The sequence below is a fragment of the Verrucomicrobiota bacterium genome, from assembly GCA_016200005.1.
In the GTDB taxonomy this organism is placed as follows: domain Bacteria; phylum Verrucomicrobiota; class Verrucomicrobiia; order Limisphaerales; family PALSA-1396; genus PALSA-1396.
Map to the genome: position 1 here is coordinate 108,846 of JACQFP010000026.1, position 19,940 is coordinate 128,785.

The following is a 19,940-nucleotide window of genomic DNA, read 5'->3' on the forward strand; positions in this document are numbered from 1 at the left end:
TTTTGAACGTCGAACCCATATCTTCGAACGCCCATCTGCGAACCCAGCCGGCCCCGTCGCTCCCCGCGAACGGGCCAGTCAGGAGCGATTCGCCATTGGTCCGCCCTTCCTTTCTCTACCGCGCAGGATTGTGGCGGCTCGGTTTGATGCTGGCGCGCGCGCTGCCGCACGCCTTCTGCGCCGGCCTTGCTCAAACGGTGATGCGAATTTATGCCTTCGTCCGTCCCGAGCGACGCGAGATTGTCGTTCAAAACCTCCTGCCGGCGTTGCACAACGACCGCGCTGCTGCGGAACGAATGAGTCGCGCACTGTTTCAACAATTTGCCTTGAAACTCACCGACCTTTTGCGTTTCGAAGCCGGTCTCCCTGTGGCAGACATGTTTACTGAGTTGACCGGGTGGGAACACTTTGTTGATGCGCAGAAAGAAAAACGCGGCGTGCTGTTGCTCACCCCGCATCTGGGCAATTGGGAATTCGGCGCGCCGCTGCTGACCCAACGCGGTTACCAGCTTCAGGTCATCACCCTCGTCGAGCCGGGAAGCGGATTGACTGAAATGCGTCAGGCGTCGCGGGCCAGGTGGGGCATCGAGACACTGGTGATTGGTGAAGACCCATTTGCGATTGTGGATGTGATCCGTCGGTTGGAAGGCGGTGCCACCGTGGCTCTGCTGGTGGACCGTCCGCCCCCAACAAGCGCCGTGACGGTGGAACTATTTGGCCGGCCATTTGCGGCTTCGATTGCCGCGGCCGAACTGGCGCGCGCTTCGGGCTGCCTCTTGTTGCCGGTCTATCTGCCACGCAATGAACGAGGGTATGCTGCGAATATTTTGCCGACAATTCCTTACGAGCGCGCCGCGCTTCGGGAACGCGACGCGCGCCGGCAATTGACCCAGGAAATCATGCGTGCTTTTGAACCCGCCATTCGCCAACATGTCGATCAATGGTATCACTTTGTTCCCATCTGGCCGACGTTGGAGTCCAGCCTTCAGGCTGCCACGCCAACCGTTTTGACACGCTGAAGCGTGAACTCCAGCGCCTAGGCTGGACCGCCGCCGCCTTATTTGTTGCAGGCATGATGTCGGCCCGAGCTGCTGACACGAATTCGCTGCTAAACGCCTGGTTCAATGCCCAAACCAACATTCAAACCTGGATGGCGGATTTCATTCAAACGCGCACGCTGAAATCGTTGACCCAGCCTTTGACTGCCACCGGTCACGTCTGGTTCGCCGCGCCAAATCGCTTCCGCTGGGAACTCGGCAACCCCGCACAAACCATCGCCGTCCGCCAGCCTGAACAAATGCTGGTAATCTACCCGCGCCTGAAACGCGCCGAGCGTTATCCGCTCACGAGCAATCAAACCGGCCCATGGCGTGACGCACTCGCCTTGCTCGAAGCCGGTTTCCCGCGCAGCAAAGCCGAAATGGAATTCCAGTTTCGGATTCTGTCGCAAGTCTCGACGAATGAAATCTACGAACTCACCCTGCAACCCAAATCCGCTGCCGCGCGCCGCATGATGCCCCAAATCAAGATCGCCTTTGCCACAAACGATTTTGCTTTGCGCGCCACAGAACTCGAATTTGCCGACCACTCGACCATGCGCAACGATTTCCAGAACCCAAAGTTAAACGAAAAAGTGGACGAAGGGTTGTTCGCGCCCAAGCTCAATGAGGATTACAAAATCGTCGAACCTCTGAAGCAAAAGTAACGTTGGGAGTGTTGGCGAATGACGTCCGGCTGCGGCATACCGCTCGTGGGCAACCGGTCATTAATGCGCAGGAAATTCCGGATGTGGTTAAATGTAATATTACGTCGACCTAACTGATTGCGTCCGGTGGGGCGAGGTTACCGACAGGCCGAAACTCAAGGGTTGAATAAATCTGGCTGGCCGTCCGGCTTCTTGTCATCAAAGCCAACTCGCTTAACATCCTCCAACCAATCCAGAACAGTTTCGCGGTCGGACGGGTTCTTGAATTCAAAGATTATTGTCTTCGTTGCGAAGCGGACTTTGTTTGGCAATCTCTCTTTCCAGTATTCAAAGATTCGTCGGAAAATGTTCTCAGTAATGACGCGCTCCATGCTCTTCTGTCGTCCGCGTCCCAAGAAGTCAAAAACTCCGATGGTAGTCAGCTTCAACAATTCTTGGGCGCTGATTTCAAGAGTTTGCTCATCAGTTCTGCGATGTAAAATGCACAGCAAATTAGCCACAGCTTGATTCTGCAACACTCGACGGTAATACCCGGCTCGCGCGCTGTCGGGGCAGTCTTCATCCGAATAGACAAGCAACAACGGGCTTGGGTCTGTTTCTTGGTCCAGACCCTTCATCACGGCGACCTCTTTTTCAGATGTTGATAGGAGCGCGCGGATCGGTTTGTCTAGGTGATATACCAGTTCAGCGCCGCGAATGGACAACCCATCTACCGCAAAATCTCCGGCCTCAAGTTTTGCTGATTTAAGTCCAACCTTCAGCGCGCTCAAGCAGTTGCGCATCGAATCCACGTCTTCGGATGGCACGACGTAGTCGAGCAGCGCGCCGGCAAGCGGTTTGTAAACTTCCGCGAACGACGGCCCACAAGCCAGCAGATGTCCGCGCGCCTGTCTTGAATTTGAACTTGCCTGCGAAAAGCCCTGTGTTTTGGCTTCGAAGTAAATCGCCCGTCCGTCCGTGTGCCGCAGAACTGTCAACTCCGGCTCTGGGTTCAGATTGATTTCAAGTGATAGAGTCTGTGCAATAGATTCGATCTGGTTTCTCGCTTCCGTTGGGAATGGGAATGGTTGCTCAATGTAATGCAGTTGAAAGCCGTGCTCGTGGAAAAACGCGCGGACTCGGAAGCCATTTTGCGGCTGCTCTTTGGCCATCCAGACCAGCAGATTCAACTGGAAAACTGGGTCGCGGATGGCTTCTTCAGGATTCATTGTTGGCCGCTTTGAGATCCATTTTGTCGAGGAACGCTTCGAAGCGTTTACTGCCCAGCCATGCATCAATCTTGGGACAAACGTAGCGCTGAATGTTCGTCACAAGGCGATGAAACGTGTTGCCACAAGTTCCATGTGGTAGAATTGCAACCACTCCACGTTCCGTGAGTTCCATATTGATTGGCTGCCACAGATGACGATCCGCTCCGTAAACGTGAACCTTTGTTGGGCCGAGGCGAAGTGGCTCTCCCCAAAGTTTGAAAAGGCCATTCTTGCGAAACGCTCTGGAAATCCAAAAATCAAATGTTGGTTTCGACAGCGGCTCATCGAGAAAAGTGACAATGAGCGGAACACCGCCCCAACCTACAACCTTGCCCTGGTTCGCCTGCGGCTCTCCCCAAGCATGATCCTCGGTTGTCTCCAAGACGGACTTATAGATGCGGTAAAGATAGCGAGCGGTATTCCGGTGATCCTCAAAATTGTCTGCGCGATTTGTCACCTGGCCATGTTGAAACAACTCGTGACCACCTCGGCCAAGGTGAGATGGAATCCGAACAGAGAAAAGAGCGTTGAGAGGCGAGTAGCTGTCTTGCAAGGCGTCTAAAGATTTGCGGATGCGCCCGATGCAGTCTCCCATTTCGGAGCGGAACTTGCGCCTCTCCAATTCTGGAGACTCATCCGTCTCTGGTTCTTCGGCGAGAGCAGTTGCCTCTTCATCTTCTACTGCGTCCACAGCATCCTCTGGCAACTCGAACACGCTTTCATGCCTAAAAACCAGTTTGCCAAAGCGAAGATCCCCACGCAGCGATACATCCCTGTCCCAAAGCGCCTTTAGCAGTGGGCTGGTAAACCAAGCAAAGTCCAAATCGGGCGAACGCGTCGCCCATTTTGTGACTCGCTTTCGCGCGTTCAAGCTGTCCTCGGTTGTGTAGTAAGCGAAGAACCGTTCGTCGTATCGCTCCAAGTAACCGGTGATTGTCCGCATTGGCACTGCAGTTTCAGATTCTTTCACCAAATCCTCGACTGAGAAAAAGCTTTCGTCTATCTGAGTTGGCTCGGTATGCAAGTCCCTCCAGATTTCGGTGAGTGGTCTGACCTTCGCGCCGTTTCTTGAACTCACGTGCTCCAGCAAAAAAGTTTTAACCAGCGGAACACGCATACGCCCACGCTCAAGCCCTTCCTTCCCTTCAGCCGACAAACCGTTGAAAACACGATAAACCTCAAAGCGGTTTTTCGGCTTCTTCGGTAGTTTTGTCAGTGCGTTGGACACATGAACAAGTTAGCAGGTCATCGCAGCGACGAGAAGTGATGATTTTGTAGCCCGTTCAATCCAGCCGGCAATACGCCGCCAGGCCTTGCAATTCGCCCTCGCGACCGAAGCCGCTTTCCTTGTAGCCGCCGAACGGACTCGTCGGGTCGAACTTCTTATAGGTGTTCGCCCAGACGCCGCCGGCGCGCAGCTTGTTGACCATCTTGAATATCTTGCTGCCCTTGTCGGGCAGTTTCACCTGGCCTTGCGCTTGCCGCGTTTTTCCAACCAACGCGCAAAAGACTGCTGGCTTTCGCCCGATGGTTTGCCCAGCACCAGCCCTTCAATGCTGATGTCCTCGTCCAAGTCCGGCCAGTGGATGCCTTCGCCGCGACCGATGAAGCGCCAGTGGTTGCGTTCCTTGGCCGTGCCGTGCAACAGCCGCGGAAACCAAGCGAGCGGCGCGGTGATGGTGCGTCCGTCGGAAAGTGTCACCATCAGCGTGTCCGCGGTCACTTTTACGTTTTCGCCCGCGACAGCCCGTGGTTCATCCACCAAAGTATTCATTCCATTCCTCTAACAGTTCTTCGCGGTGCTTTTCAAGCAACCGCTGAATTCGATTGAGTTCAACGCTACCAAATCCACCGCTCCTTTGCAACCGCACCGGGTTGAGCCAGAACTTGGCGTTGCTCCGGTCGCGCTCGACGTGGATATGGGGCGGCTCGTCGCGATCGCCCGCGTAAAAGAAAAAACGATACGGCCCAATGCGCAAAACCGTCGGCATATAAATTTACACAACCATACGTTTTCAACTCTTGAACGCCGCCTTCCTAATCAACTGGTTCTTCCCGCAGCGGCCGAATGCACTGCGCGCTGTCTCGCCAGCCAACTGCAAACCGACTAACTCCACTTCAGCGTTTTCCACCCGCCATCGACTTGTCGGCGCTGGGATTCCAGAACTCCGCGTTCTCTGCGAAGAGTTTCGCGCCCATTTCCTTGAGCCGCGAGTCCGGGACTTTCTCCAGTTTCTCGTAGCAGGGATGGTGACTGGCTTTGTACGGATTGTTGTGTTTCGTGTTGTAGCAACAGATGAAGGACCAGCGAGGGTGCGGCGATTTGTTCTGGTCGGAAGCGTGCAGCGTGTTGCTGTGGAAGAACAACACGTCACCGGGATCAATTTCCACATAAACCAACTCCATGACTTTCTTCGCCTGCTCGACGCGTTCGGGGTCCGCCCCAGTCTGGTCGCCGTATTTGCCGTGCTCGATGCGGCCAAGTTTATGCGAGCCGCGCAACACCTGCATGCAACCGTTCTCGCGCGTGTTCGGATCGACCGCGATGAACGCCGACCCTAGATCGGGGAAGAGACAACCGTTCATGTACCAGTAGCCGTAATCCTGATGCCAATTCCACGCGCCGCCAGTGAACGGTTCCTTGATGCTCATCTTGGAGTGATAGTGATAAACTTCGTCGCCGAGCAATTGCTCCATCGTGTCCACGATGCGAGGACAGCGTGCCACCGAGCCATAAATATCCTCGCCGGCCTTGTTCCAGAGCACGAGTCTGATGGCCGCGCCCTGGCCGTCAGCGACTTCGTAGGCGTTCTTCTTCATCGCCGCGTCGGCCTTGGCCGCCGAGCGCAGGATGTCCATCTCTTCAGCGTCGAAGAGTGAGCGGAGAATTACATAGCCATCGCGATGGAATTGAGCGATCTGCTCGTCGGAAAGATTTTTCTTTGGCATAAGCTTGGGATGTTGAGTTCTGGCTTCCAAGATAAGGTTTCTGTCTCGAACTACAAGGTTGGATTTGCGTGCATCTGGAATTCCACATTTGCGCGATGCGCTCGGTTCCCCTTGGCTCACCGGACACGCTAAAGCGTGAACTCCAGCGTCGCGCACAGACCGTCTTCGTTGGAGTTCAACCTTCAGGTTGTTCCAGTCGGCAGCATGGTGAATCAAGTGCATTGCCCGATACGAGATTTCCAACGGCCCAACACTGGAGGCTCTCTTTTTTTGAGCGACTTGCGAGGTCGCAGTGTCCAACGAACTACCGAGCCGTAAACCACGTGCGGCGAGTCATCGATTGAGGAAAGGAATCTTATGCCTGAAGACGTTAATTTTGTTGAGCGATATGCCCGGGCGGAAACGCCGTGGGATTCCGGCAGACCGAGCGAGGAGTTGCTCCGGGTGTTGAACGCCGGGAAGCTGACGGGGAAAACGGTTCTGGAAATTGGCTGCGGCACGGGAACGAACGCCCTCGAACTGGCCCGGCGCGGATACACAGTGACGGCGGTGGATTACGTCGAGCAGCCGATCTTGGCGGCGCGCGAAAAGGCCAGGCAGGCCGGGGTGACGGTGGATTTCCGCGTGGCCGATGTGTTGAAGGACGACCTGGGCGGGCTGTATGATATTCTGTTCGACCGCGGCGTTTATCATCATCTCCGCACGGAGGACTTGAAGGGATTTCAAGAATTCCTCAAGCGCGCCACTCGTCAGGGCAGTTGGTGGTTGAGTCTGGCCGGCAACGCCAAGGAGAAGATTGAGAATGGCCCGCCGGTCGTTCAGGAAAACGAAATCCGTGCGGAGCTTGGACCGCTGTTTGAAATACTCGAGCTGCGCGAGTTCCGGTTCTCCACCGGTCAGAGTAATTTCCGTCCGCTCGCTTGGTCCATCCTCATGCGCCGCAAGTAGGGTGATGCTGGGTTCGAGCGGAGTTCCTCGCCCGTCACCCCATCCAATGTGGATTGCGCGCCGTCCCATCGAAGCGTTCGGTCGTCTTGAACTGTTCATAGCGCCCGGTCGCGGCGGCGGCCGATGTGCGAGCGAGCAATGCTGAAATCTCCGTCTTGCTCATCGGTTTGAACGTGCGCGCGGCCTCAAACGCCTGATCGAGAATTTTCATGCTGTCGATGCCGGTGATCACCGTCGAGGTCGGGAGGTTCATGGCATAGTGCAGGCACTCGATGGCCGAAGCCGTGTTGCTTCTCAGAATCGCCCCGCTGCCCATCGATTTCATTCCCAACACGCCGATCTGTTCCTTCACCAGCACGGGAAGAACTTTGTGCTCGAAACTCCGGAAGTGCGCGTCCATCACGTTCAATGGCATCTGCGCGGCATCGAAATGGAACTTGTGGTCGGCGGCGATCTCCAGCATCCGCAGATGTACGAGCGGATCCTTGTGCCCGGTAAAACCGATGTAGCGAATCTTGCCGGCCTTCTTCGCTTCCAACATGGCTTCGTGCGCGCCGCCTTCCGCGAAGACGCGGTCCGGGTCTTCGAGCCGGATGATTTCGTGATGCTGCATCAGGTCGATGCGGTCCGTATGCAACCGTTGGAGGCATTCATCGATTTGCTTCGCCGCCGCCGCTTTGCCGCGGCCGTCGATCTTGGTCATCAGAAAGACCTTGTCGCGATAGCCGTCGCGCAACGCCTTGCCCATGCGGATTTCACTGCCGCCGTCGTGATAATCCCAGCAGTTGTCCATGAAATTGATCCCGCGATCAATGGCGGTGCGAATGATGCGAATGCCTTCCTGCTCTTCTCTTGGCACGCCGATGTGATAGCCGCCCAAGCCGATGGCCGAAACCTTCTCGCCCGTGCGCCCCAATGTGCGGTAAGGCATTTCGCTTCTTGTTTCAACGGCCCAGCCGCGAGGATCGGCGGCAACGGCCACGCTGGTTGCGACCGCCAACTTGACGAACTCTCGTCGGGTGACACCGGCACCGCCGGCAGTTCGCTGTGTGTTACTGTCGAACGCGGTCGCTTGCAGAGACGGGGTGACTTCGAGCAAAGATTTTTTCATCGGACTCCTCCATTAGGTTCATGGTTCACTTTCCCGTTAACAAATTGGTTCCCCCTTGCGGGACGATTCTCAACGCTCCCGGAGCTTGCGGCGGCCCCAGCAGGCGAATGCGGCGATACTCCATTTGACCGCGGTCAGCCTCGAGACCGATGGGGCCGGTGGCCGGAAGTTGGAGCGCATCTTCCAGCACTTCCCCGTTGCAGGTGCAATGGGCGACATTCTTCCGCACCGTGATCTGGATTTCGTTCCAGTCTTGCGGTTTGTATTTCTTAAGTTCCTTGTAAGGGCCGGCGACGAGGTAATCGCGACACTGAAGCTGCGGTCCGCGGATGAAAATGCCGCTGTCCGCATTCACGCCAGCGCGGAATTCCAGCTTGAGATTGAAATCCCTTGGGAACTCGCGCGTTGTCCACAACGCCTGCTCCAGACGGGGAGTTTTGGGATTTACCACCAGGACGCCGTCCCTCACCGTGAAACGCCCGTCATCGCTTTGCGTCTTGCCGTCGAAATTATTCGTCTTGTAACCCCAGCCGGTGAGGTCCTTGCCGTTGAACAAACTGATGTAGCCAGGTTCGGGCTTGAAGTCGTCCGCGCGCGCCACGGTCAAGGCAGCCGAGGCGATAAACCACCCGACGATGCCGACACCAAAAGAAAGTGTTGAGGTCATAACTTTTGGAACTGGTCGCCACCGACACTGTGCGCGCGAGTCAGCCCGGGAGCAAGCGCGAAAAAAACCGAAATAAGCGTTGCCAACCCGGAGAGAATTCTCTAAATGGAACAACGCCTATGAGAACAATCCAATCGATTCTTTCGCTCGCGGTGTTGTCACTCTGCGGTGGTCTGCTTCACACCGAGGCGGCTCCCGTGGGACAACCGTCAATCACTCCTGAATTTAGCGCCGTTCTGCGCAGCGGCGATGTGCGCCGGCTCCGCGACGCGCTGGACCACGGTTCGCCCGCCAACGCCCGGGACGCACAGGGCAACACACCCCTGATGCTGGCTGCCGTCTATGCCGATTCTGCCTGCGTCAAGCTGCTGTTGGATCGTGGCGCGGAAGTCAACGTCTCCAATGCGGCGGGCGCGACTCCTTTGATGCGCGCTGCGTTCGATTACGAGAAGCTCCGCTTGCTTTTGGAACGTCGAGCGGACATCAACGCGCAATCGACGCTGGGCAATACCGCGTTGATGCTCGCTGCCCGTCCGGCAAATTCCCATCGTGCGGTCGAACTGCTGCTCGCGCACGGCGCGAACCCCAATGCCACGAACAATTGGGGCGCCACGGCCTTGATGGCGGCGGCGGCCAGCGGCGACGACACCTCTGTCCGCCTGCTGCTGAAGCATGGCGCCAACGCGAATGCCCAACCCGTCGTTGATCATGTGGCTTTTATCTTTGGCGGCGGCCGTAGCGCGCTGATGTGGGCCGCCTACCGTGGCAACACCGCGATCATGAAACAGCTGATTGACGCTGGCGCGGACGTTAACGGGGAAGGATTCCTCGGCACACCGCTGTCGCAAACCGCGTGGGCCAACCACACGGAGGCGGCGCGGTTCCTGATCGATCGCGGCGCGCAAGTGAATCAGGCCGGGCACGGCGATGGCTACACGCCGTTGCACTGGGCGGCCTCGTCAGAACAGCGCGACGCCTCGCTCGTGAAACTCCTGCTCAGTCGCGGTGCCGACCCCAATCTCGGCGGCGGTGAGAATGTGGACGCGTTCATGAGCGTACCGCAAACACCATTGATGCTGGCCCGGCGGCGCGGGGAGACGCCGATTCTCGCGGCGCTGCTGGCTGCCGGCGCCACCAATGAAACCCCGGACCGCCTGCCTTCGCTGGCGGCGCCGGCCCGCGCTCTTCCAGATCGACTCGACAGCGCGACCTTGCGTTCGGCGATCGGCCGTGCGCTGCCGCCACTTCAAGAAAGCTCGTTGCAATCCAAGCAAGCCTTCGTGAATCACGCCTCGCACCAGGACTGCATCTCCTGTCACCAGCAATCCCTGCCGCTGGCCGCGATTGGTTTCGCGAAACGACAACAGGTCAAGGTGGACACCGACGCCGAGCGGCAACTGGAGGAACTAATGCACAAAGGCGAACTGAAGAACATCGAAGCCGACTGGCAGGCGCTCTTTCACCCTGACCCGGTGCAGACCAAGGGTTACTCACTTTTTGGTTATGCGGCGGACGGACTACCCGCCGATGAATTCACCGATTCCTGGGTGCATCATCTGTCCGCGATTCAAGGTGAGGACGGACGATGGTTCAACAATCTGCCCCGGCCTCCCCTTCAAACCGGCGACATCGGCGCCACGGCGCTCGCCATCCATGCGCTGCAGCGCTATCCGCTGCCCGGACGCAAAGCCGAATTCGCAAAACGCGTCGAGCGCGCACGCCAATGGTTGTGGTCGGTGAAACCGGAGAACAACAGCGGCCGCGTATTCCAGATTCTCGGGCTGGCCTGGGCCGGCGAACCGGCGCGCCGACTGCAACCGCTGGCCAAAGCCCTGCTCGCCGAGCAACACAGTGACGGCGGCTGGTCGCAATTGCCAACGCTCAAGAGCGACGCCTTCGCCACCGGACAAAGCGTGTACGCGTTGCGCATCGGGGCGGGAATTGCCGGTTCGCATCCCGCTCTTGACCACGCCCGGCGATACCTGCTCCAGACCCAGCTCGACGACGGCACATGGTTTGTTCGTCGCCGCGCGTTTCCTTTCCAACCGACGATGAAGAGTGGCTTCCCGCATGGCCGGGACTCGTGGATCTCCGCCGCCGCGACGAGTTGGGCGGTGCTGGCCTTGAGTCTCCCGGAAGAAACCAAAGTCACAGCCAGTGCGACGGACGCCGTCGCGCGCCGCTGATCGCCGAGTATCGCAAAACCCGACTTGCTCCAAATAAACATCCCGGTTAATATTTCCACCATGAGCACGGCGACAGAAATTGAAACCGCCATTCGCAACCTTCCGACATCGGAAGCGCGCGCCGTCGCAAAATGGCTGCACGAGTATCTCGTTCGTGAGGTTGACACGCCGCTGCCGCTCGCCGGAGACGCCTTGGCCAAATGGCGCGGACGCGGGCGGCTGCCAGTTGGCCGCAACGCCGACGCCTACCTGCAAGTGACTCGCGATGGCAACGGCAGTTGACACCTCGGTGTTGCTTGATGTGCTGCTGGCAGACCCACTGCACGCGGCACGCTCGGAAGCTGCTCTGCGCAATGCTTCATCCCGAAGGTGGTTTGATCGTTTGCGAAATAGTCGTTGCCGAAATTGTTCCTGTGCTCACGCCTGCTTCCGTCCAGGAGTTTCTCGCCGACTGGCACCTCGCTTTTCTTCCTTCATCCGCAGAAAGCTCCGTGCTTGCGGGACGCATGTTTCATCGTTATTTGGAGCGCGGCGGCAAACGCGGCCGGGTCGTGCCGGACTTCCTTGTTGCCGCCCACGCGCAACTTCATGCCGACGGTCTTTTAGCCCGCGACCGGGGTTATTACCGGGATTATTTTCAAGACCTGAAACTTCTTGATCCGAGCCGCCCGGCATAAACTCGCCGCCATTGCCACGCCGAAACGGAGTCAAGGCGGGAGACGCAGATCGGAGAGGTTGACGCGAATTTCACGAATCTCCGCCAATTTCCAGAACTGAAAGTCACTAAGATAAAATCCCATAATTTCAACCGTGGCTAAACTGTCTAAATAAATTCTCCAAGTCTCCTTGGTTGACTGGATTTCCCGCAATCTAGACCAGCGCCTCGCTGCAAACGATTCTCGGGACTGGTCGACCTGTGGGATGGAGGCTTCGCCGGTCAAGCCAGTCACGGAGATTATGCTGGTCGTAAATGCGGGCGAGCGCCTTCAGAAGCGGTTCACCGCTCATGCCGTTCCGCCGCAGAAGCACCACTTCGCGGTTGACGGCTCGTGTTATTGGCCCTCGGAAAGATTTTTCGAGCACGTTGATCATTGCCTTCTGATCTTCATCCGTGCTGGCCCCAAACAGCACGCGCAACTCGCGCAAGACATAATTCTGCCCGTGGCTCAAAGACAAGGTATGCGTACGCTCGGCTTGGCGGTGCTTCACTTCTTCGGCGAACTGCCGTTGCACTCGCATCACGGACACGTTGTAATCTTTCGGCAGCGCTTGGCTCTTCAATTCCGGTCCGCACTTGATCGCGCTAAGAATCTTTGGAATGTCTTTCGACACGACCGCGCCGTTTGCATCGAGCAGAAACAATTGCTGGTATCCCTTCGAGGATTCACGTTCGGGATACGACGCCTCGCAAAAAACAAATTGTCCCTTGAGCGTGGATGACTTTGCCGCGCGGATGCCGTCGCGCAAATCAGCGATCCTCCCGTATTCTGCCGGGTTCTCCTTCCGCAACTGCCGCAAGATTTCTTCCGCCTCATTCAGGTCGAGGAACTCGTCTTCCTCATCTTCAAACAGACTCAACTGGCCGCCATGCTTTTCCTCGTAAATGGCATACATGGCGTCTTCGTTCAGCCGCTCGGTGCGGTCGAGAATTTCCGAGTCCTCACCAATGGTGTCGTGAATTTCTTGAATGCGGTTGTGAAGCTTCTGCTTCAACCCCAGGTTCTTGTCCAAGCCGGTTTCCGGCAGGAAATTAAATCCGTAAACCACATCGTGGTCGCTGCCAATGCGGTCAATGCGCCCGAAGCGCTGAATGAGCCGGACTGGATTCCAGTGAAGGTCATAATTGAGGATGTTGTCGCAGTCCTGAAGGTTCAATCCTTCCGCCAGCACGTCCGTCGCCACCACCGTGAACAACTCTTTCTCACCTGCCGTGGATTTGTACTCCGGGTTTGCTTTCGGCGCGAACCGCCCCACAACTCGCGCCTTGCTTTTATCGCCGCTGAAAATCACGTCAATGTCGTCCCGTTTGCCGCCGGGATTCAGATTGTCGTGGAGGTATCTCGCTGTGTCGGCGTACTGCGTGAAGATCAACCGCTTCCCATCCTTCAGCGGCTTTTTCCCCAGGTATTCTTTCAACTTTTGCAACTTGGCATCCTGCTCCGGCGTGATCGGCTTGACGCACTCCAGGATTTTTCTCAACAGCTTCACGTCGTGCTCGATGGCCGCTTTCAGGCGCGACAAATCAAAGTCACCAATGTCGTATCGGCCTGACACCTGCCGCAGCGCGTCCATCAAATCTTGTTCCTCGGCCTGGTTCGGTTCGTAAAGAATCGCTTGTGCCTCGTCGCCCGCAGGAACAAAGCCTAGCTCCAGTGCTTGCAAGAATCGCTCATGGACCAGAAGCAGTCGGCGGACAGTCTCCTTGAACGCAAAGACGCTCGACTCGAACCGTTTGAAGAGAAGAATGCGGATTAGGCCGCGCAGCGTTGCGCCAGCGCGGTGCAAGCTGGCGTAAGGCTCACGCCTTTGTTTCTCGGCAGGCACGTAGTTGTACAGTCCATACCGGGCGTAGGTGAGTTCCTCGCCGGTAGGTTGGATGATGCGTCGCGGCGTTTTCTTTTTTGAGGGCTTGCCGATATAGCCGAGCAATTCCTGGTACAACCCGCGGTAAGTGTCCTCGATGCTGTATTCAATCGTCTCCAACTCGCGCTTGGGGAAAAACTGGTGACGCCCGCCGACGAACACATACGCCCGCTTTCTGCCGTCGAGATAATCCCGGAACTGTGACGGGTCAACCTGCTGGTGCGTCTCGGAATCAAAACCATACCAGCGCAAAATATGATTGCGCGTCCGGCGGATGAGAATATTCGCCAGCAAGTCCGGTAGCTTCCGTTGGCCATCCTCAATCAATTTGAAGTATTGCTTCAAGTCTGGCGGATCAACTGGCAAATCCGTTTTGTCATCCGGATGGAACAACTTGATTTGGGAATAAACATCCCACGCACTTTTGTTGCGCGGCGTGGCCGTCAGGAGACAGCAACGCCGGCCAGTGCTCAAAAACGCCTCCACCACCTTGTATCGCTGCGTGTCGCGATGCCGAAGGTTGTGGCTCTCATCAATCAGCACGAAATCACGGTCCTTGTAGAGCACGTTTTCCAGCAGCGTATTCACCGCGCCATCGTCGTCCTCGCGCAGAAACCCCATCGAAAGCACCCGGGCGTTCAATTGATACACCTCGTTGTATCGCTCCCACATCTCCACCAGTGGAGCGGGGCAGATGATGAGCGCACGCGCGTGATCCGTGCGCTCAAAATGCTTCACGATGGCCGCGCCGATGTAGCTCTTGCCCAAGCCAACCACGTCCGCCACGAACGCGCCGCCGTAATCCTTGATGATCTGCACCCCCTGCCGCACCGCCACTTTCTGAAAATCCGCCAGCCGCTTCGTGATTTCGTCATCCCACAAAATATCCTTGTCGTTTTCGCCTTCGAGCCGGTCGCGCACCAGCGTGTAGAGCGTCTTCATGTACACGTCATACGGGCGCACGGACGCGACCGCCCAGGACTGCTTCATCTCCTGCATCAACGCTTCGTCAAAGTCCTGCGACTCCTTCCACAATTCATCAAACCAATCGCCGAGGAACTTGTGATTATCATTCCCCTGCACACACACGTTTAACTCTGTGTTGTGGGTGACGCCCGACAGCGTGAGATTCGACGAGCCGACTACGGCGATACCTTTTTCCTGCCGTTCAAGTTCTTTTCCCTGCTTGTCATAGATTTTCCCGTAATTGAAAATGTAAGCCTTCGCGTGTAACCGGCCTTTGGTATAGACCTTCACCTTGAGCCGTTTCTCCTCGACCATCCGCACCAGCGTCGTCACCACCGCCTGCGCTTCATCCGTCTGATCCATCAGTTCGATGGCCGACCGGATGTTGCCCGCCGTTTCACCGGCCATGCGTTTCGTATCCGTGCGCTTGGGATACGCTTCGGCTTCCGCCGCTTCCGCCACCAAGTCCAGCCGCCGATAGCCCTCGGCCAATTGCTCCAACGTCTCGCGGTTCGTCGTGTTCCCGATGAGCAACCGCAACTCCTTCACACCTGCCAGTCGTTGCGCGATGCTCTCCAGCCCGGAAAGGAAAAAATATCCGACCGCAAACCGCGCCGACTCCGTTGACGACAGGATGCGGTTGATGTGGTCAACCAGCTTTTCCTTGCGGTTATCTATGATGTCGTGAGTGGGCATAATTTCATGCGTTCCTGCCAGCCCAGACGAATTTCCCGGTGGACGTCAGGTTAAATCGTTCGCGCGGCACATTGAGTTTGCCGCGAATGGCCCGGACTTTGGCGGGGATTTTCTGTTTCTTTTCCAATTCTTCCCACGAGACTGCGGGCGGGATGCCTGCGGGGACGGTTTCGTCGGCAACGGTTTCTTTGAGAAATTTGGAGAAGGATTCGTAGCTGGCGTCGAGGGCGAGCAATTTCTTGCTCTCGTTTTCGCTAGCGTCAAATTTGAACTGCCTGACCTGATGAACCGCATCAGCTACGACCGGCCATGCGGCTTGGATGCGTTTGTCTTTCCACAGCGCGGGCGTCCAGCCGCCGAGTTCCACCGGGCCGCCATCGGCCTTGTGTTCGAGCAGCCACTCGGCTTTCTCGGCGAGCCACCAGCGGAAGGCGTCCACGAATTCCTGAGCGTAGGCGACCGGGCCGGCCATCCAACGGTTGCTCACCTTCCATTGCTCGTCCCAGCGGCGTTTATAGACCGGCTGCTCAATGCGGCGGATGTGTTCGTTGTCGCGGATGGCGGCGAGGCGCGCTTCCCATAATGTGCGGCGCGGCTTCGGCCAGTCTGCGGGAATCAGCGTAATGGCTTTGTCGAAATCGCCACCGGTGGATTCCCATAGACGGAAAGGGCGTTGCGCCTGATTGAGCGGCGCGGGTTCGGCTTCAACTTGCGCGGCGGAATGATCGGCGAGCAACAGGCCGTAAGCGGCATAGACCAGCCAGTCCATTTCTTCCTGCCGGGCGACCATCCCGGCGCCCAACTGCTCGCGCAGGGACACGGCGCGGGCGAAACGCTCCTGCAACTCGGGGGTGGTGGCGAAGGCCGCTGCGAGTTTGGCGTGCGGCGCCACATGGCCGGGCAACGCGGCGTTCCAGGCGTGATACGCCTCGCCGGATTTCTCGAACAACTTCCGCAACGCCAGCGACGGCAACACGCGCCCGCGTTCCCAGCAGGCGCGCGACAACGCGGTCAATCGCTCCGCCAGCGCGTTCGGTTTGCCGCGCAGGGCGTCGGCAATTGATCGTGCTAGAGGCAACCGCTGAAGCTTCTTGCCAGCAAATTCAAAATATGTGTCCTTATCTCCGTCTTCAGACTCCCGCTTGCTAAAGCACTCGTGCTTTAACCAGAAAAGCGCAGTCGAGGAGTTGAGTTCTGAAGCAAGCAAATGATAATCACCCGGCTCGGCTTTTGCCGGGAGTTTTACCAGCGGGGCTTTCTCATTGAATGCGCAACCGTCAAAATCCACGACGAAATGACCGTGCGTCGAGATTTGAGAAAGCGCAATGGACTTTGGATTTTTGGCACGTTCGACCGGCATCTGGTGAAACTGGTAGGGCTTTCGGCCCGCTTCTTTGAAGCTCCCCTTGAATGTTGGCCTGTTCGATAGCTCTTCGGAAAATAACTCGAAGTATTTACCCATCGGCGACGTGTTGCTCAATTCAAGCAAACGAATCGAAGATTGGTCATACGGAAAAATCAAAAACGCGTCGCCGCATAGCTGCCAGTCCCTAACCTCATCGCCAACATTGAGCCGTTTTAAGCTTGCCGGCGGTATCTCCTGCCGCCGCACATGGTCGGCAGTGCTCATAAAAATATCATTCCGGCCAAGAATGAACATAAATCCCACATCGTCGCCCAAAGTATCCCGCAACGGGTCTGAATCTGACCGGTTCAACACATCCAATGTCGGCCAATCGTAGAAGCTTAAAAGCGCCGGGTGGCGCAACATTCTTTTCCGGTCACAATCACCAACTGCAATTCGGGTGTCTTCAAACAGCTTGCGGAATCCGACGGTCTGCTCTGCGTTGTTCAACTCTTGAATTGGAATGGGTTCTTGCTGGGATTCGATTGTATGCCAAAGTGGACTCTCCTCTGGAGTAGTTCGGAGATCACCGCCGCTCGGCAGAATAGCGACAACGCGAACAGGCAACCGCATCCAGTCGGCATCTTGCGGACTTGAAACCTGCCTCCCATAAACGATGCACGTAGGCGTGCCATGACCGGGAAACATTAGTCCCGAGCAATCCACTATTTTCTGAACATGTACAGTCTCGAAGTAATCCTCGACTAAAGGCTTTCCGAACTCTCGCTTCAAGAAAGCGTTTGAAACGATGAATCCTAATTGTCCAGAAGGACGAAGCAGGCCAAATCCGAGAGTAAAGAACGGACAGACCATTTGATAATCACCGACGCAGACGGCCGGCCAACGCTCGCGGTAAAGTTCAACTTTCGCTTTTGAACGAACATTAACGAACGGCGGATTGCCGACAATCAAATCGAAGCCAGCCGCCGATTTGCTTTTGGCTTTGACCAGTTCTCCCTGCCCGGCTTCGTTGACGAGCGCGAGATTGTCCAAGACCGTTCCCTTATCTTTTTCGGCAAGGACGTGCGGGAAGTCGAGCCGCCAGACGAAATTGTGCGGGCCGTCCGGCTCTGCACCTTCCAGCTTGCGGAGGTTGCGGTAAAAATTCTTGTCGAGCGGCTTGGCTTGAACGCGCTGAAATTCCTTTTCGTCTTTTTCCAGTTGCTTGTGCGCGTCACGAAGGCGGGCAATTTCAGCATCCACCCGGCGTTGAGTGGCCGCGTCCGAACCCGTCAGGCCAAACAAGTCACCAACCTGCTGATTTGTTTGGAGCGCGCGAATCTGGTCGGTGACGATACGTTTGCCAAGGTCGAGACGTTGGGCGAGGATTTCGAGCCGGAGGCGTTTCTTTCTCTCGGCACGTTTCGCCTGGTGGAGTTCCTGCCCGGATTTTTCGATGCGCGCGAGGTCGTCGGTGTAATCCGTCAGTTGCGTGCCGTCGAGCCGGACGGGATGGCCGCAGATATAATCGTGCAGGCTGTCGCCCCGACGGAAGTTCATTTCCAGATTCGGCAGTTGGGAAATATGATTGATGGCCTCGATAAACTTGCTGCGCTCGGCCTCGAATGGATTCACGCCGAGTTCGTAGTCCACCAGCAAACTCAACCAGAGCCGGAGGCGGCAGATTTCGATGGCCTGCTGCTGAATGTCCACGCCGAACAAACTGTGCTGGATGAAATGTTCCTTGGCTTTCTGTTTCCATGTGCTGCCCTCGCCTTTGACCGGGTCTTGGTAGCCGCCCGCCACCGTCTCAAAGATGCGTAGCAATGAAACCATCTCGTGCAACAGGCCAACTGGAAACGCGCCCGAGCCAACTGAGGGATCAAGTGTGCGGAGACTTTTCAGGATTTCGATACTGCGGCGCGCTTCGGTCGGCGAGAGAACTTCCCGCAATGTTTTCAGTTCGTGCTCACTGAAGCCGTCGTCAGGTTCAATTTCTTTGAAAAGGCGGGTGACGCGGGCGGACCAAGTGTGCTTGGTGCCGGGGTCGGCCAGTTGTTCAGCGCGACCGGCGAAATACAGCCGCAGCGCCTCCCGGCAAATGAAGTGGACGACAATGCGCGGGGTGTAGTTGCTGCCGGTGGCCTTACGCAGATTGGGGGCTTGGTATTCCGTGCCCGCCGATTCTCTGTGAAGAACGATGCTCTCGAAAATCTTGCCGAGCATCTCCGGGTCAACCGCCACTTCCTGATCGAGCGGCGTGTCTTCGCGGACGGTGAAGTTGTAGATTTCGAGGAGTTGATCGAAAAGATTGGCGAAGGTGGCGTTGCGGATGCGGAGCTTGGACGATTCCGGCTTGAACTCGTCGTCATCGAACAAACCGCCATTGAGGAAGGGAACACCCGGCAGCCGATTGCCAAAACTTTGTTCCGCCAGACTTTTGAAAAGCCGGTGAAGTGAATCCGCATAGTAGGTAAAGGCGCTAGGCTTACCGCGATGTTCGGCGAAATTCTTGATGAGATATTCCGAGTCCTGATTCAGCCAGCCGCGATTCTGCGCGAAGTAGAGAAAAATGAGCCGCTCAATCAGGAGTTGGGCTTCACCGAAAGCGTCCTGTCCATCGAGCTTGTGATGTTCTTTTAGGTCTTCCTCGACAGCGCGGATGTGCTTGTCGAGTTTGCGGAAGAATTCATCGGTGAGCGCTTCTTTGTCGAACGCTTCGTCGTGATGCTGCTGAATCGTCAGCGGCGCGAGGCCGAACGATTCAAGGCTTAAAAGCGAAATCCGCTCGGACGCCGTGCGCAACCGCTGCTCCGGCCCAACCGTGATGCGGCGGAAGAGACGGCGCTTGTCGCTCGTTTCGTCGTATTTGACGTTGAGAAAATGCCAACGGTTTTGTGCGGCATTGGAAAAGACGAAAAGCGTGTAAGGATGCTCGTTGAGCAATCGCGAAACGACGGGTCGCTCGCCGCCAAGCAAGAGTTTGTCAGATGCGAGCCGCGCATAGATGACGTGGAAGTCATTATTCTCGCCGCCGCCCGCGAACAACACGGGATCATCCGCCAGAGCCTTGCTCACCGATTCCGTCCAGCCGCGCCGTGAAAGCGGCTGGTTCACGCGCTGATAATTGAGTTCCGACCAAAAGAGTTGCTTGAGAGGTTCGATCCCCCGCAACCCTTTCAGCAACTCCAGAACGTTCTGTTGTCGTTCGGGTCGTGACATGGCTGTTCGCTCGCGCGCGAATCAGCCCTGTCTGGAGACTGCCTCTCGTGGGAATCTTGGTGCCCGAAATGAAAGTGGGACGCACTTACTTGCGTCCCATAACAGGCACCTAGGAGGGCCCACGAAGAAACGCTTTCAATGCGCCCCAGGTGGGGCGCACTTCAAGCGCGGCTCTTCGTCGAAATTTCCTAGGTTTCGTTATGGACAGCAGCCGAAGCCGCGAATTGGTTTATGTAAAAAGTGTTAGTCGATAGCTTTTCTCTTTTGGTTATTAGGACAGGGACGAGTGTGCGCGGGAAATTTATCAGCGTC

The 19,940-nt window shown here is 56.8% G+C and carries 15 protein-coding genes and 1 pseudogene; 6 read left to right on the top strand and 10 right to left on the bottom strand.

The features are described from left to right. Positions 1-2 precede the first annotated feature (2 nt). Positions 3-1,019, top strand: coding sequence for a lysophospholipid acyltransferase family protein (locus tag HY298_09845; GenBank protein MBI3850555.1), 1,017 nt, complete (start codon positions 3-5; stop codon positions 1,017-1,019). Positions 1,020-1,072: 53 nt separating this feature from the next. Further along, complete coding sequence (locus HY298_09850) at positions 1,073-1,705, top strand: outer membrane lipoprotein carrier protein LolA (GenBank protein ID MBI3850556.1); 633 nt, start codon at positions 1,073-1,075, stop codon at positions 1,703-1,705. 155 nt (positions 1,706-1,860) lie between these two features. Here the strand turns inward: HY298_09850 and HY298_09855 are convergent, their stop codons facing one another. The 6 genes and pseudogenes from HY298_09855 to HY298_09880 all read right to left on the bottom strand — a co-directional run bounded on the left by HY298_09855 (position 1,861) and on the right by HY298_09880 (position 5,904). Beyond that, on the bottom strand, positions 1,861-2,511 hold the full coding sequence (locus HY298_09855; protein MBI3850557.1) for a hypothetical protein: 651 nt from the start codon (positions 2,509-2,511) through the stop codon (positions 1,861-1,863). 391 nt (positions 2,512-2,902) lie between these two features. Then, a complete protein-coding gene (locus HY298_09860; protein ID MBI3850558.1) occupies positions 2,903-4,183 on the bottom strand; it encodes a hypothetical protein in 1,281 nt (426 codons plus the stop codon). 55 nt (positions 4,184-4,238) lie between these two features. Continuing rightward, positions 4,239-4,409: pseudogene (locus HY298_09865) on the bottom strand (aldehyde dehydrogenase family protein). An 8-nt stretch (positions 4,410-4,417) separates the two neighbouring features. Continuing rightward, the gene (locus HY298_09870; GenBank protein ID MBI3850559.1) at positions 4,418-4,729 is read right to left on the bottom strand and encodes a DUF2442 domain-containing protein; all 312 of its coding nucleotides are present in this window, start codon (positions 4,727-4,729) and stop codon (positions 4,418-4,420) included. After that, complete coding sequence (locus HY298_09875) at positions 4,710-4,946, bottom strand: DUF4160 domain-containing protein (GenBank protein ID MBI3850560.1); 237 nt, start codon at positions 4,944-4,946, stop codon at positions 4,710-4,712. The genes HY298_09870 and HY298_09875 overlap by 20 nt, the downstream gene beginning before the upstream one ends. 127 nt (positions 4,947-5,073) lie before the next feature. Further along, positions 5,074-5,904, bottom strand: coding sequence for a phytanoyl-CoA dioxygenase family protein (locus HY298_09880; protein ID MBI3850561.1), 831 nt, complete (start codon positions 5,902-5,904; stop codon positions 5,074-5,076). A 357-nt stretch (positions 5,905-6,261) separates the two neighbouring features. Between HY298_09880 and HY298_09885 the strand changes: the two genes are divergently transcribed. Next, positions 6,262-6,852 (top strand): methyltransferase domain-containing protein, encoded by a 591-nt coding sequence (locus HY298_09885; protein MBI3850562.1) that lies wholly within the window; start codon positions 6,262-6,264, stop codon positions 6,850-6,852. 34 nt (positions 6,853-6,886) lie between these two features. Here HY298_09885 and HY298_09890 read toward each other — a convergent pair whose 3' ends face one another. Both HY298_09890 and HY298_09895 read right to left on the bottom strand, forming a co-directional pair. Further along, positions 6,887-7,963 (bottom strand): aldo/keto reductase, encoded by a 1,077-nt coding sequence (locus tag HY298_09890; protein ID MBI3850563.1) that lies wholly within the window; start codon positions 7,961-7,963, stop codon positions 6,887-6,889. Positions 7,964-7,988: 25 nt separating this feature from the next. Beyond that, positions 7,989-8,630 carry a DUF1080 domain-containing protein gene (locus tag HY298_09895; protein MBI3850564.1) on the bottom strand — a complete coding sequence of 214 codons (642 nt, stop codon included), beginning with the start codon at positions 8,628-8,630 and terminating at the stop codon, positions 7,989-7,991. Between the two features lie 119 nt (positions 8,631-8,749). On the opposite strand from HY298_09895, the gene HY298_09900 reads away from it, so the two are divergent. From HY298_09900 to HY298_09910, 3 genes are all read left to right on the top strand, one after another. After that, positions 8,750-10,816: an ankyrin repeat domain-containing protein gene (locus HY298_09900; protein MBI3850565.1), complete on the top strand. Its 2,067-nt coding sequence runs from the start codon at positions 8,750-8,752 to the stop codon at positions 10,814-10,816. A 60-nt stretch (positions 10,817-10,876) separates the two neighbouring features. Beyond that, a complete protein-coding gene (locus HY298_09905; GenBank protein MBI3850566.1) occupies positions 10,877-11,098 on the top strand; it encodes a hypothetical protein in 222 nt (73 codons plus the stop codon). A 71-nt stretch (positions 11,099-11,169) separates the two neighbouring features. Continuing rightward, entirely contained in the window at positions 11,170-11,493 is a 324-nt protein-coding gene (locus HY298_09910; protein ID MBI3850567.1) for a type II toxin-antitoxin system VapC family toxin, read from the top strand. Positions 11,494-11,686: 193 nt separating this feature from the next. Here HY298_09910 and HY298_09915 read toward each other — a convergent pair whose 3' ends face one another. After that, positions 11,687-15,061 (bottom strand): helicase, encoded by a 3,375-nt coding sequence (locus HY298_09915; GenBank protein MBI3850568.1) that lies wholly within the window; start codon positions 15,059-15,061, stop codon positions 11,687-11,689. 4 nt (positions 15,062-15,065) lie between these two features. Then, a complete protein-coding gene (locus HY298_09920; protein ID MBI3850569.1) occupies positions 15,066-19,628 on the bottom strand; it encodes an Eco57I restriction-modification methylase domain-containing protein in 4,563 nt (1,520 codons plus the stop codon). Between the last annotated feature and the right edge of the window lie 312 nt (positions 19,629-19,940).